Source organism: Streptomyces sp., from assembly GCF_019510245.1.
Classification (GTDB): Bacteria; Actinomycetota; Actinomycetes; order Streptomycetales; family Streptomycetaceae; genus Streptomyces.
The window spans coordinates 1-13,849 of the sequence record NZ_JAEKKT010000177.1; the positions used below are offsets into that span (position 1 = coordinate 1).

Genomic DNA, 13,849 nt, shown 5'->3' on the forward strand with positions numbered 1-13,849 from the left:
CCAAAACCGCCACCGACCCGCCAACCATTCTGATCAACCGCGGGGTTCAAGCCCACCTCCTCGAGTTACTCGGCATCGACGAAACCCGCCCACGCTGGCTGGACACCTGAAACCCCATGTGCGAAGTCCGGGTCTAGACGATCGTGGGTGCGCCATGCGGGGCCCACAGCCGTGACGACCACCCGTGCACGCACCCCCGTACCACTCACCCAACCACCACGACCAGGGAGTTCGCTGTGTCGTTCAGGTTGTGTTCAGGTCCGGCGCGGGAAGCTGAAACTCATGCACCAGAGGCGCCAAAGCATTGGTAAAGACATCTGTGGCAGCGGGAGTCCCGCATGTCATCGTGCCGACCATGACCACTGAGCACCTCCTCGACGACCGCTCCCGCGTTCCCCTCCGCACCATGGCGAACAAGGTGCCGGAAGTCACCGTCTACTTCTGGATCATCAAGGTGCTCACCACCGGGATGGGCGAGACCGCGTCGGACCTGCTGGCCCGCGTCCTCGGCCCGATACCGGCCGTCGGCCTCGGCGGTCTCGCCCTCGCGGCGTCCCTGGCCGTGCAGTTCGCGGTCCGCCGGTACATCGCCTGGGTGTACTGGACCGCGGTCGTCATGGTCAGCGTGTTCGGGACGATGGCCGCCGACGTCCTGCACGTCGGTCTCGGCGTGCCCTACGCGCTGTCCACCCCGTTCTTCGTCGTCGTGCTGGCCGCGGTCTTCGCCCTCTGGTACGCCGTCGAGCGGACGCTGTCCATCCACGGCATCCGCACCCGCCGCCGTGAGACCTTCTACTGGGCGACCGTCCTCGCCACCTTCGCCCTCGGCACCGCCGCCGGTGACCTGACCGCCACCGCCGGCCTCGGCTACTTCGGCTCGGTGGTCCTCTTCGCCGTCGCGATCTGCATCCCCGCGATCGCCCACCGGGGCGGTGCGCTGAACGCCGTGACCGCTTTCTGGACGGCCTACGTCATCACCCGCCCCCTCGGCGCCTCGCTCGCCGACTGGATGGCGGTCGGCCACGGCCGGGGCGGCCTCGGACTGGGGCTGGCACCGGTGACCCTCGCCTGGACGGCCGCCATCGCCTGCTTCGTCGGCTACCTCGCCGTCTCCCGCCGGGACACGTCGGCACTCGATCCGGCCTGAGCGGCCCGGTCCCGCTCAGGCCTCAGCTGCAGGTGAGGCGGCCGGCGGTCGCCTTGGCCGTGAGGACGCGGTGCACGGAGGCGGCGACCTTGGTGCGGAACGACGCGTCCCTCGCCATCTGGGCCTGCACCCCCTGGACCATCGCCGGTACGGTCGACGCCTTGACCGTGAGGACCATGTCGCCGCCGGCGGCGATGAACTGCACCGCCCGCTGTGCCGGGGTGTAGGCGCGCACCGCGACCGCCTGGCCGAGGTCGTCGGAGATGACGACTCCCTTGAAGCCGAACTTGGTGCGCAGCAGCGAGTTGATGACGGTCGGTGAGAAGGCGGCGAGGTGCCTGGAGTCGATCTTCGTGTACTTCGCCGACGAGATCATCACGAACGGCGCACCCGCCTTGATCCCGCTCTGGAACGGCTGGAGGCTCGAACTGGACGCGGTCGTCACCGAGTCCACCACGTTCGCCGTGGTGTCGGTGTTGCCGATCACCTGGCCCAGTCCGGGGAAGTGCTTGAACGTGGTCATCACCCCGGCCGCGCGGAAGCCCGCGGCGAAGGCGCCGGTGTGCGAGGTCACGACGGCGGGCGTGTGGCCGTACTCGCGGTAGAAGTGGCCGATGGGGGCGTTGCGGGTGCCGAGACTCGCGGGCACCACGTCGGCGACCGGGGCGAGGTTGAGGTCCAGGCCCGCCGCCTTGAGCTGCCCCGCCCAGGTCGTGGCGCGACTGCGCAGGGTGGCCGTGGACCACGTGCCCTGCGTCAGGGCGTTGGGAATGACCGAGAAGCCGGGGCCGCTGAGCACCTGGACCTGGCCGCCCTCCTGGTCGGTGGAGACGAGCAGCCCGACCCGGTGCCCGCCGACCGTGTCGGCCTGCGTGCGGAACGCGTCCACGACCTTCCTGGTCGCGGTGGTCCCGGCGCTGCTGCGGCCGGTGAGCATGACGGACCCGACGTGGTAGGTGCGCAGCGTCTGCAGGTCGGTGGTGCTCGGGCGGTTGGCGGCGACCCCGCCCATGAAGAGCTGGCCGACGCGCTGTGCCTGGGTCATCCCCGCGTAGACCGTGTCGGCGCAGCTCGCCGCGGACACGGCGGCCACCGGGTGGCCGGTCGCTCCCGCGGCCGGCCCGGTGCACACACCGGCGACGAGCACGGTGCTGACGACTCCAACAGTGGTGCGCCGGGCGGCGAGGCCGCACGTGCGCCGACGAACAGGTGTCCCCACGATGCGCTCCTGACTGATGCGGGTGCACGCCACGGAGACCAACGGGCCGACGGACGACATCGGACCGCATGGCCCGCGACCGGTTCATTCGCACAACACGTTACGCCGCCCGGGTGCCGACAGCACCCGGGCGGAGCCGTTGCCACGGGCCTGGGGGGACGGCGCGCGGCAACGACTCCGCGCATCCCCTCAGGGACGGGGGCCGGTCAGGCTCAGGGGATGAGCCGCCACTGCTCGATGTAGCCGACGTCGATCGCGGCGTGGTCCTGGACCCTGAGTTTCCAGGTGCCGCTCAGCGGCTGTGCGGAGGCGTCGACGGTGAACGTCTGGTCGACGTTGTCGGCGGAGCCGCCACTGCGGTTCAGCAGGGAGTAGACCGTTCCGTTCGGGCCGACCAGGTCGACCGTCAGGTCGCCCCGGTAGGTGTGGATTATCTTCACGTAGACCTGGGTGGTCGCCGACGCGTTCCCGGTGCGGTCGGTGACGGTGACCGGGGACTCCACCGCCGTGCTGTTGTCGGGGATGTCGACGCGGGTGGCGTTGGCGTAGACGTAGGCCACCTCCCAGGCGAAGCTCACCGTGCTGCTCGCGCCGGTGCCGTCGGTGACCGTGACGGTGACGTCGCTGGTGCCGAGGGTGGTCGGGGTGCCCGAGATCAGGCCGGTGTCGCTCATCGTCAGGCCGTCCGGCAGGCCGGTCGCCGTGTACGTCAGGCCCGCACCCGAGTTGGTGGTGTACGCGTCCGTCTGGAGCGACACCGCCTGCCCGATGCCGCTGATCTGGTCGGCGATCGGCGCCACGTTGACGCCCAGCGCGACGCGATGGCCCACGTTGATCGCCGCCCAGGCGTCGGCCACGGCGAGGTAGGAGGGGCTGTAGGCGCCGAACAGGTCGGCCGCGGCCTGGAGGGTGGCGGTCCGGGCGCCCGTAGGTGGTGAGTGCCCGATACCAGACGCGTTGGGCGTTGTCGATGCCGATGCCGGTCACCGGCCGGCCGTCGTAGGTGGGGCTGTCGTAGGCGACCCCGTTCACCGTCTTCGCGCCGCTGCCCTCGGAGAGCAGGTAGAAGAAGTGGTTGGCCGGGCCCGAGGAGTAGTGGACGTCGAGGCCGCCGAGCGAGGAGCTCCAGTAGTCGCTGGAGGCACCGTCCTTGGAGGGCTTGTCCATGTAACGCAGCGGGGTGCCGTCGCCGTTGATGTCGATCTTCTCGCCGACCAGGTAGTCCGGGACGTCGGCCGGCAGGTTCTCGTAGAACTCGACGGCGGCGGCGAAGATGTCGGAGGTCGCCTCGTTGAGACCGCCCGACTCGCCGGAGTAGGTGAGCCCCGCGGTGGCCGCCGTGACGCCGTGGCTCATCTCGTGGGCGGCCACGTCGAGCGCGGTGAGCGGGTGGGTGTTGCCCGAACCGTCGCCGTACGTCATGCAGAAGCAGCTGTCCTGCCAGAAGGCGTTGACGTAGTTGCTGCCGTAGTGGGCGCGGCTGTAGGCGGCGACGCCGTCGTTGCGTATGCCGTTGCGGCCGAAGACGTTCTTGTAGTAGTCCCAGGTGGCCGCGGCGCCGAAGGCGACGTCGACGCCCGCGGTCTGCCGGTTGGCCGGAGTGCCGTCGCCCCAGACATCGTTGTCGTCGGTGAAGAGCGTGCCGGTGCCGGAGGTGCCCTGGTTGAGGTCGTAGGTGCGGTGTCCGGCGCGGTCGCCGTCGACGAGTTGGTACGTGGTACCGGAGAGCGTGGTGCTGAGGGGCACGGTCCCGTTGAACTGACCGGTGCCGGTGCCGGTTTCGACGCCCTGGTACCGGAAGAGCTGCTTTCCGGTGCCCGCGTCGGTGATCACGTGGAGTTCGTTGGGGGTGCCGTCGTCCTGGAAGCCGCCGACCACGGACTCCCAGGCCAGGGCGGGTTTGCCCGAGCCGGCCCAGACGACGAGGCGCGGGCTGCCGTCCACCGCGGGATGCTCGGCGCCGGCCTTGGCCGCCGTGGTGAGCGCCTTGGCCTTCGCCGTGGCCGAGGAGACCTTCGCCTTGGTGGACGCGAGCGAGAGGGCCGCCTTCGTGGCGCGCGACACCGTGAGGCGGTTGCCGCGCTCGTGCACGATCAGGTCGCCGCCCTGCACATGCAGCGCCGCATGCGGGTTGCGCCGCAGGTGCGCGACCTTGATGCGGTCGGCCGTCGTCGAGAACCGCACCATGCGGGCGTCGGCGTCCCAGTTGTACAGCACGGTGGTCATATGGGGGCGGCCACTGCGCTTGATGGTGGCGAGCGTGCCGAACTGCTGCTTGCCAAGGAGGTCGGAGAGGGCTTCGTCGGACAGGGGGCGAGGCGCTGGTCCTTGAGTCATGACGTGATCAACACCCATGGCCGTCCGGCAATTTCGTGGACGCTGTGAGCTCCGTCCCCGCTTTCACGACACGCCCGGGACCGACTCTCGCAACAGCCCTCAGTCCTCAGCCCTCGGCCTCCGCGTCATAGCGCTCGCGGGCCTCGTGGAGTTCCTCGATATGGGTCTCCGCCCAGTCCTTCACTCCCGCCAGCAGCAAGGAGAGGCTGCGGCCGAGCGGGGTGGGTTCGTAGTCCACGCGGACGGGGACGGCCGGGGTCACCGTCCGCGCGAGGAGGCCGTCCCGTTCCGGGGAGCGCAGGGTCTGGGTGAGCATCTTGGGGCTGACGCCGGTGATCTTGCGGCCGAGCTCGCTGTAGCGCAGGGGGCCGGGGACCAGTGCGCAGACGACCAGGCTGACCCACTTGTCGCTGATCCGGTCGAGCAACTGGTTGGTGGGGCAGGCCCGGATGAACGCGTCGTACTCCACGCGCGCCTGCTCGCGCCGCTGGGCCGCCGTCGTCGGCATCGCTCACCTCTGGGGGACCTAGGCACCTTCAGCCGAGACGTTCTCACTCGACGATGCCGCAAAGGCCCACGCCCGCCTCGCGGCGGGCGGAGTGTGCGGGCGGCTGGTGCTGGTTCCCTGAGCGGGCGGCGCGCCCTGGAAGGGCGCGGGGCTGTGCCGGCATACGGCTCCGCCGCGTGGGCGCGACAAGCCACGACGGCGCCGCAGCAGGCGGCCGGCATGTCGCGGCGCTCGGCCGGTCCGGCATGTCGCGGCGCTCGGCCGGTCCGGCACGTCGCGGCGCTCGGCCGGTCCGGCACGTCGCGGCGCTCGGCCGGTCCGGTCGTCCGGTGGTGGCGCACCGTCTGCGGTAGTGCTTGGTAGTGCTCACGCCGCGGCGACTTCGGCGAGGTCATCAAGGACTCCGCCCGGCCCGAGTGATCCGTCCGAAACGGGCCGCTCAGTCCGGACGCGGTCCGAGCAGCCCCTCCACGATGTCGCGGAGGGGGCCCAGGAGGTCCTCGGGTGTCGCGTCGGCCAGGGGCAGCAGGCCCACCGCGGAGCGTACGACGGCGACCCCCACGCCGAGGGCGACCAGGAGCTCCGCCCGCAGCCGGGCGTCGGGTGCCGCAGGGGCGCCCGACGCTTCGAGCACCTGCCGGCCGAACTCCGCCAGGGCCCGCCGACGCAGCTCGGCCACCTGCTCGTCCCCGGAGTCCCGCAGCAGCATCAGTACCGGGTGCTCGCCGAACTCCGCCCACGCCCCGGCCGCCAGCTGCCGGCTCAGCGCCTCGGCCAGCGCGGCCCGGTCGCGCGGGAACTCCCCGTCACCGCCCAGGAACCGGGGCGTCGACGCCAGCGCCGCCTTGAACAGGCCCTCCTTGGAGCCGAAGTACCGCTTGATGAGGGCGAGGTTGACGCCCGCGTCCGCGGCGACGTCCCGCAGCGTCGTACGGTCGTAGCCCAGCTGCGTGAACCGGGCGCGGGCGGCCAGCAGCAGCGCCTGCCGGGTCGCCGCGGCATCCCGGCGGCGGGCCCCGGCGGCGGCCTGATCGGTCACGTCGTCCGACGACACAGCGGCTCCTCTCTCCAACGCCACCCCGGCCCCCTCGACGGACCGGGGTTCCGCGAGTCCGCCACGAAGTAATCATGCGTTGACATGATCCCCCAGCGCGGTCTACGTTGCCAAGTAATCGCTTGATGACCAACGGGGCCGCGTGGAAGGAACAGAGACGGTGCCTCAGCAAGCCCTGCTCGTCATGGATGTCCAGCAGGTCGTCGTCGACCGCTTTCCCGACTCCGGGTACCTGCCCCGCCTGGGCAAGGCGATCGAGGCCGCCCGGGCCGGCGGCGTCCCCGTGATTTACGTGGTCGTCGGCTTCCGCCCGGGCTACCCGGAGGTCAGCGCCCGCAACAAGATGTTCCGCGGCCTCGTGGGCGCCGCGACGCGGCAGGCCGGGGACGACAGGGCCACCCAGGTCCACCCGGACGTCGCTCCCGCGCCCGGCGAGCCGGTCGTCACCAAGCGCCGCGTCAGCGCCTTCGCGGGCAGCGACCTGGACATGGTGCTGCGGGCCGGCGGGATCGATCACCTCGTCCTCACCGGCATCGCCACCAGCGGCGTCGTGCTGTCCACCCTGCGCCAGGCCGCCGACCTCGACTTCGAGCTCACCGTCCTGTCCGACGGCTGCCTCGACTCCGACCCGGAGATCCACCGGGTGCTCACGGAGAAGGTGTTCCCGAAGCAGGCGGAGGTCACGACCGTCGACGACTGGGTGGCAGCACACTGACGCCCGCCGACAGGCGAGGGTGACCTCGACCGGCAGCTTCTTGATCCCGTCGACGACGGTGGAGCGCACCCGCGGGACTTCGCCCACCAGTCGGATGTCGGCCAGCCGGGGGATCAGCTCCTCGAACATGATGTCGGCGCGCGGGAGCAGGTTGCCCAGGCACAGGTGCGGGCTGCCCTTGCCGAAGGTGACGTGGTCGTTGTTCCGCCGGGCCACGTCGAAGTCGTACGGGTCGCCGAAGACCTCCTCGTCCCGGTTGCCGGAGGCGTACCACATGACGACCTTGTCGCCCTCCCTGATCCGCTTGCCGCCGAGCTCGACGTGGCGGGTGGCGGTACGGCGGAAGTGGTAGACGGGGGGCCAGCGCAGGAACTCCTCCACCGCCGTCGGGATCAGCGACGGGTCGTCCCTGAGCCGGGCCAGCTGCTTGGGGTGCTGGAGGAGGGCCAGCACCGAGTGGGTGATGGTGTGCCGGGTGGTCTCGTTGCCGGCCACCACCAGGAGCAGGAAGTAGTTGTCGAAGTCCTGCGCGGAGAGCGGGACTCCGTCGCGCGGGGTGGTGTTGACCAGTCCGGAGACCAGGTCCGCCCCCGCGCCGCCGCCGGGCCAGCGCCCGCCCGTACGCGAAGACTTCGAGCGAGGCGGGGGAGCGGAACGGCTGGTCGCGGTACTTCTCGCTCTCCGTGCTGTGCAGCAGGACGTCCGCGTAGTCGGGGTCGGTGTTGCCGATGATGCGGTTGCCCCAGTCGATGAGCTGCTGGTTGTCCTTTGGCGGCACGTCGAGGAGCCGGGCCAGGACGTTGATGGGGAAGTTCGCGGAGACCTCCGTCACGAAGTCGAAGGTCCGCTTGGCCAGTGCAGCGTCGAGGGTCTTCGCCGTCAGCCCGCGCAGGAAGTCGGTGTAGCTGCTGATGACCCCGCCCCGAACTGCCGCTGGATCACGCTCCGGGGGACGGCACCCGGCTGGAGATCCTGGACTGCTCGGGCGCCGCCAAGCAGAAGTGGGTCTTCCAGTCGGACGGCACCGTCCGCTCGCTCGGCCTGTGCATGGACCTGGCCTGGGCCAACACCGCGAACGGCACCGCGATCCAGGTCGCCAAGTGCAGCGGCAACCGTGCCCAGCTGTTCTACCTCAGCGCGCAGGGCGACCTGGTCAGCGCCCTCGCCGACAAGTGCGTGGACGTCACCGACAACGGCACGGCCAACGGCACCAAGCTCCAGCTGTGGACCTGCTCCGGCACGCCCAACCAGAAGTGGCACAAGGGCTGACCACGGCCCGCCATCCGGTCCTGTGGCGGAGGTCGCGGAAACGCGCCTCCGCACGGCCGGAAGCGTCCTCCTGGGCGATCTCGACGTCGAACCAGGTGCCGTACGCGTCCGTCCTGAGCGCCGTGCCGTCGTAGCGCCGCACGGCAGACGGGCGTCGGCGTCCCCCTTGCGGCCGCCTGTGCTGTCGAGCGGCGGCGCGCAGGCAGGCATCAGGCTCAATACATCGGAGGAGTCAACTACTTGAGTTGTAGTTATTGATGTGAACAGGGAGCTCAGGCCCCCTCAGCGGCTCAAGTAAGCGCAATCTCCCCCGTGCTGGAGTTGTTGACAGGTGCACGTGCGATGCCTAGGTTCGCCGATACACCCGATGTATCGATGATCCGTCAGGTATGGAGGACGATGATGACCTCACACCCGGACGCACGTTCACCGGTCCCCCGCAGAGCCGTACTCGGCACCGCCCTCGGCGGCGCGGCGGTCGCCGCGCTGCCCGGGGCCGCCCACGCGGCATCGACGGCACCGGCCCTCGCCGCCCACGGGGAGCAGGAGAAGCCCGCCGGAGCCGGACACCCCTGGAAACTCCGCGACACCATGACCACCGACGGCGCCTGGGAGCGGTTCCTGCGCGGTCAGGACCTGCTGTGGACCAGGCTGCCGACCCTCTGGTACGAGGGGCCGTTCCTCGGCGACGGGCTGCTCGGCAGCATGGTCTACCAGGAGCCGGGCGCCAACCAGATCCGCCTGACCGTCCAGCACGGCCGGGTCCAGGACCACCGCCCGCAGTTCGGCAGCGGCTGGGGCACCGCACGCCTGCCCGTCGGGCACCTCACCCTCGAACCGGCCGGCACCATCACCGCCGTCGACTGGCGCCTCAGCCTGTGGAACGCCGAACTCACCGGCACCGTCACCACCACCGCCGGCACCCTCACCCTCGCCGCCCTCATCCACGACGAGGTCCTCGCCGTCCGCGCCACGGCCGCCGGCGGCGAGCGCGTCACCTGGACCTTCCACCCGGAGGAGGCCATCAGCCCCCGCAAGATCCAGGAGGCCCCGCCGGCCGGCTACACCGCCAACCCGCCCTGGACCACCCGGACCACGGCCGACGGCACCGAACAGGTCCTCCAGCCGCTGACCGGCGGCGGCCAGACGGCCACCTCCTACCGCCGTTCCGGCGACGAGCTGCTGCTGAGCGTCGGCCACAGCTTCCCCTCGGACAGCGCCGCCGAGGCCGACTCCCGGCGGAATCTGCACCGTGTTGTGTCATACGGCACGCTCAGGCGACGCCACACCCGGTGGTGGCACGCCTTCTACCGGAAGAGCTTCGTCTCCTTCCCCGACCAGCGGCTGCAGAGCTTCCACTGGATCCAGCTCTACAAGGTCGCCTCCGCCAGCCGCGCCGACGGCCCGGTCATGGCCACCCCCGGCCCCTGGCTGGAGCCCACTCCCTGGCCGGCGGTCTGGTGGAACCTCAACGTCCAGCTGGAGTACTGGCTCATCCACGCCTTCAACCACCCGGAACTGGACTCCCTCGCCACCACCCTGCGCCAGAGCCAGGAACAGCTCACCGCCAACGTGCCCGCCGCCTACCGCCCGGACAGCTCGGGCATCGGCCGCAGCTCCGACATGTTCGCCGACCGCGAGGTGGGACAACCGGGAACCGGCGCCGAGACCGGCGACCTCACCTGGGCGCTGCACAACGTCTGGCTGTCGTACCGCCACTCCATGGACAAGTCCCTGCTGCGCGACACGATCTATCCGCTGCTGCGCCGCACGATCAACTACTACTGGCACTTCCTCACCCCGGGCAGCGACGGCAGGCTGCACCTGCCGAGCACGCTCTCGCCCGAGTACCCCGTCGTCCCGCCGCAGGACACCAACTACGACCTCGCCCTGATCCGCTGGGGCTGCCAGACCCTCCTCGACTCCGCCGAACTGCTCGGTGTCGACGACGAGCTGAAGCCACGCTGGCAGGAGATACTGGCCCGGCTCACCTCGTACCCGGTCGACGGCAACGGCTTCATGATCGGCGCCGACACCCCGTACGACCAGTCCCACCGCCACTACTCGCACCTGCTGATGGTCTACCCGCTGTACCTCGTCAACTGGGACCAGCCGGAGAACCGCGACCTCATCACGAAGTCCGTCGTGCACTGGCACGCGCTGACCGGCGCCCACCGCGGCTACAGCTACACCGGGGCCGCCTCGATGTACGCGATGACCGGCGACGGCGACACCGCCATCGGCTACCTGCGGAAGTTCTTCGACCCCACGACCCGCTACCCCTGCCGGGCCAACACGCACTACACCGAGGCCGGTCCGGTCATCGAGACCCCGCTGTCCGCCTCGCAGTCCCTGCACGACATGTTCTGCCAGAGCTGGGGCGGGATCATCCGCGTCTTCCCGGCCGTCCCGACCGCCTGGGCGGACCTCACCCTGCACGACTTCCGCACCCAGGGCGCCTTCCTGGTGAGCGCGGTGCGCAAGGCCAGCAGCACCCGGTTCATCCGGATCCGCAGCCTCGCCGGCGAGCCCCTCAAGCTCCGGCACGGCCTGACCGGCCGGCTCACCGTCCTGCTCGACGACGGCACCCCGGCCCGCACCCACGACCTCGGCGACGGCACCCTCGCCATCGACCTGCCCCGCGGCCGCGAGGTCCTCGTGTACTCAGGCACCCGCCCCGACCTCGTCATCGCCCCCGTCGCCGTCAGTGAACCGGGCGCGGCGTGGGGACTGCCGTAACCACCGACCGTAAGGCAGCGTTCACATGGCCGTTCCACTCCCAAGAAGCATGGTCGCCGCACTCTGTGCCGGGCTGGCGGCCACCCTCCTCACCACCGCGCCCGCACGGGCCGAGCAGCAGCCGCACGCCTGGACCGTCACCGAGGCGGCCCACGCACCCCGTGCCCGGATCGCCCTCGACGACACCACCGGCACCCTCAGTCTCACGGTCTCGCGTGACGGCCGGACCGTCGTCGAGCCGTCGCCCGTCGGTATCGTCACCCAGCAGGCCGACCTCTCCCAGGGGTTGCGCTTCCTGCACCGCAAGGACCGCACGGTCGAGGAGCACTACCGGGCGAAGTCCGGCAAGCGCCTGGACCGCCGGGTGCGCATGAACGAGACCCGGCTGTCCTTCGCCACCGCCGCCGGCGCCCGCCTCGACCTCGTCGTCCGCGCCTCCGCCGACGGCATCGCCTACCGCTACGTCCTGCCGGCCGGGTACGGCGACGTCCTCGGCGAGACCTCCGCGTTCAATCTGCCGGCCGACGCGGGAGCCTGGCTCAGCACCTACCGGGTCGACAACGAGGGCCAGTTCAACCAGTACACCGCCGCCACCGCCCCGACCGGCGAGTACTCCGACCAGGCCCTGTTCGCCACCGACGGCGGTTACACCCTGCTCGCGGAGTCCGACCTCACCGGCACCTACTCCGGCGCCCGGCTCGCGCACACGCAGGGCACCGGCACGTACCGCGTCAAGCTCGCCGACAGCCAGGTCCACACCGACGGCGCCCTCACCACCCCCTGGCGCGCCATGATCACCGGGGACCTCGCCACCGTCACCCGGTCGACCTTCACCGACGATCTCGCGCCCGCCTCCAAGGTCGCCGACACCTCCTGGATCCGTCCCGGCACGGTGCTGTGGACCTGGCTGGCCGGCGGCCGCACCGCGGGCCAGAGCCTCGACGCGCAGAAGGCGTACGTCGACTACGCGGCCGCACACCACTGGCCCTACGAGGCCGTCGACTCCGGCTGGTACTTCAAGAAGGACGAGTGGGACGTCACCGACCCCGACTGGCAGACCGACAGCTGGATGCCCCAGCTCGTCGACTACGCACGGGCCAAGGGCGTCGGGATCATCGTCTGGATCCACCAGCGCGACCTCGACACCCCCGAGGAACGCGCCCAGTGGCTGCCGACCCTGGAACGCTGGGGCGTCAAGGGAGTCAAGATCGACTTCATGAACTCCGAGGCGCAGTCCATGTTCCAGTGGTATGACACGATCCTCGCGGAGACCGCCGCGCACCACCTCATGGTCGACTTCCACGGCGCCACCCTGCCCAAGGGCATCCAGCGCACCTGGCCCCAGGTGATGACCATGGAGGCCGTCGGCGGCGAGGAGAAGCGCACCAACACCGCCGCCCACCTCACCACCCTGCCCTTCACCCGCAACGTCATCGGCTCCATGGACTTCACCCCCGGCGGCTTCCAGCGGGTCGGCCTGCGCCCCGACTCCGACGCGGCCGAGCTCGGGCTCACCGTCGCCTACGAGTCGGGGCTCCAGATGTTCGCGGGCACCCCCGAGTCGTACGACCAACGGCCCCTCGCCCGGGACTTCCTCGACCAGGAGCCCGCCGCCTGGGACGACACCCGGCTGCTGGCCGGCAGCCCCGGACAGGAGGCCGTGCTCGCCCGCCGCAGCGGGGACCGCTGGTTCCTCGGCGGGGTCTACGCCGGCGCCGCCCACACCGCCACCGTGCCGCTCACCGTCGGCCGGGGCCGGTGGCTGGTGCAGACGATCAGGGACGGCGCCGACGGCCTCGTCCAGGACAGCCGAGTGCTGCGCGGAGGCGACGAGCTGAGCGTCGACGTGGTCGCCAATGGCGGCTTCGCCGGGATCGCCTGCCGCTGGCACCCGGGCCTCACCACCTGCTACCGCTGAGCGCGCACCGCCGCCCGGCGGGCACCGAGCAACAGCCTGAGGGTGCCCGCCGTGGACGGTGACGCGGAACCCCGCAGCACCCCCGTACCGCGGGCGAGTACGGCCTCCGCGGTCATCAGCTCGATCTCGACGAGGGCGCTCACCATCGGCCGGTGGGCGGCCGGCATCAGGTCCAGCACCTCCCGCCCGGACCGCAGATCAACCCGGGCCCTGTCGACCTCGTGCTCCACGAGGGATCGCAGACCGTCGGAGGCCCGGCCCGCTTCGAGGTCCGCCACCGTGACCGAGAAGCGCTTCAGGGTCTCCGCCGGGATCCCCAGGTGCCCCTCCCGCAGGTCCTCGGCGAGGTCGTTGACGAAGTCCAGTCGCTGGCTGCCGTCGATGAGCGTGCGGCAGCCCGCCCGGAACCGCCCGTCGGGGTCGCTGCCCGGCCCCAGCAGTCCGGCGATCGGCAGGAAGGCGGGCAGCGAGTAGGCGTCCACATAGGCCTGGTAGTCGGCCTCCGTCGCGAAGCCGTCGAACTCCAGCTCGGCCGCGGCGGTGGCCAGGTACGACTCCACGGCCTCCCGGTGCCGCGGGTAGGTCGTGACGGTGTGCAACAGGGTGCGGATCAGCGGATCGTCACTGGTCCCGGTCTCCAGCCCGGTGCGCACCCGCTTCTCCCAGGCGTCCCAGGCCGCCGCCCGCTCCGGCTTCGGGCCGGAGTCGAGGAGTGTGTCCCCGTGGTGCATCACCGCGGTCGCGGCCACCACATGCGGCAGAACGGCGGGCGGCAGCAGCACCCGGCAGGCCAGGTAGGCGCTGCGCCGGTACCGCCGCACCAGCCGACGCTGGACGCCGTAGTCCCGGCGCAGTTCCGGGTCCGTGACGCCTGCCGCGGTCAGGGTGTTGTTCCACGCGCTCACGCAGTGATCGTAGAGGGTGCCGGGGACCGCCCGGTCGG

9 protein-coding genes and 3 pseudogenes are annotated in these 13,849 nt (G+C 71.0%); 6 read left to right on the plus strand and 6 right to left on the minus strand.

The annotated features are described in order from the left end of the window. Window positions 1-355 precede the first annotated feature (355 nt). The gene (locus JF597_RS34600) at window positions 356-1,147 is read left to right on the plus strand and encodes a hypothetical protein (protein ID WP_294004508.1); all 792 of its coding nucleotides are present in this window, start codon (window positions 356-358) and stop codon (window positions 1,145-1,147) included. A gap of 22 nt (window positions 1,148-1,169) precedes the next feature. Here JF597_RS34600 and JF597_RS34605 read toward each other — a convergent pair whose 3' ends face one another. The 3 genes and pseudogenes from JF597_RS34605 to JF597_RS34615 form a co-directional block, all read right to left on the minus strand. Then, entirely contained in the window at window positions 1,170-2,366 is a 1,197-nt protein-coding gene (locus tag JF597_RS34605) for a glycoside hydrolase family 3 N-terminal domain-containing protein (RefSeq protein ID WP_294004511.1), read from the minus strand. A gap of 212 nt (window positions 2,367-2,578) precedes the next feature. Next, window positions 2,579-4,721: pseudogene (locus JF597_RS34610) on the minus strand (M4 family metallopeptidase). Between the two features lie 88 nt (window positions 4,722-4,809). Then, window positions 4,810-5,211, minus strand: coding sequence for a helix-turn-helix domain-containing protein (locus tag JF597_RS34615; RefSeq protein ID WP_294004514.1), 402 nt, complete (start codon window positions 5,209-5,211; stop codon window positions 4,810-4,812). A gap of 31 nt (window positions 5,212-5,242) precedes the next feature. On the opposite strand from JF597_RS34615, the pseudogene JF597_RS34620 reads away from it, so the two are divergent. Beyond that, window positions 5,243-5,332 (plus strand): annotated as a pseudogene (locus tag JF597_RS34620) (NADP-dependent oxidoreductase); the annotation flags it as partial. Window positions 5,333-5,650: 318 nt separating this feature from the next. Here JF597_RS34620 and JF597_RS34625 read toward each other — a convergent pair. Beyond that, window positions 5,651-6,265, minus strand: a complete 615-nt coding sequence (locus JF597_RS34625; protein WP_294004517.1) for a TetR/AcrR family transcriptional regulator — start codon at window positions 6,263-6,265, stop codon at window positions 5,651-5,653. 160 nt (window positions 6,266-6,425) lie between these two features. On the opposite strand from JF597_RS34625, the gene JF597_RS34630 reads away from it, so the two are divergent. After that, window positions 6,426-6,980 (plus strand): cysteine hydrolase, encoded by a 555-nt coding sequence (locus tag JF597_RS34630; RefSeq protein ID WP_294004519.1) that lies wholly within the window; start codon window positions 6,426-6,428, stop codon window positions 6,978-6,980. A 12-nt stretch (window positions 6,981-6,992) separates the two neighbouring features. On the opposite strand, the pseudogene JF597_RS34635 reads toward JF597_RS34630, so the two are convergent. Beyond that, a pseudogene (locus JF597_RS34635) lies at window positions 6,993-7,928 on the minus strand (cytochrome P450); the annotation flags it as partial. A gap of 24 nt (window positions 7,929-7,952) precedes the next feature. Here JF597_RS34635 and JF597_RS34640 point away from each other — a divergent pair. The 3 genes from JF597_RS34640 (at window position 7,953) to JF597_RS34650 (ending at window position 12,906) form a co-directional block, all read left to right on the plus strand. Next, entirely contained in the window at window positions 7,953-8,249 is a 297-nt protein-coding gene (locus tag JF597_RS34640) for an RICIN domain-containing protein (protein WP_366916488.1), read from the plus strand. Window positions 8,250-8,651: 402 nt separating this feature from the next. After that, entirely contained in the window at window positions 8,652-10,988 is a 2,337-nt protein-coding gene (locus JF597_RS34645; protein WP_294004754.1) for a Tat pathway signal sequence domain protein, read from the plus strand. 25 nt (window positions 10,989-11,013) lie between these two features. Further along, a complete protein-coding gene (locus JF597_RS34650; protein ID WP_294004521.1) occupies window positions 11,014-12,906 on the plus strand; it encodes a glycoside hydrolase family 97 protein in 1,893 nt (630 codons plus the stop codon). On the opposite strand, the gene JF597_RS34655 is transcribed toward JF597_RS34650, so the two are convergent. Further along, entirely contained in the window at window positions 12,897-13,811 is a 915-nt protein-coding gene (locus JF597_RS34655) for a squalene/phytoene synthase family protein (RefSeq protein ID WP_294004524.1), read from the minus strand. The two genes, JF597_RS34650 and JF597_RS34655, sit on opposite strands and share 10 nt — an antisense overlap. Window positions 13,812-13,849 lie beyond the last annotated feature (38 nt).

Bases quoted from the DNA above. Each gene is read 5' to 3' on its own strand.
- JF597_RS34600 (WP_294004508.1), top strand. From the start codon at position 356: ATGACCACTGAGCACCTCCTCGACGACCGCTCCCGCGTTCCCCTCCGC.
- JF597_RS34615 (WP_294004514.1), bottom strand. From the start codon at position 5,211: ATGCCGACGACGGCGGCCCAGCGGCGCGAGCAGGCGCGCGTGGAGTAC.
- JF597_RS34645 (WP_294004754.1), top strand. From the start codon at position 8,652: ATGACCTCACACCCGGACGCACGTTCACCGGTCCCCCGCAGAGCCGTA.
- JF597_RS34650 (WP_294004521.1), top strand. From the start codon at position 11,014: ATGGCCGTTCCACTCCCAAGAAGCATGGTCGCCGCACTCTGTGCCGGG.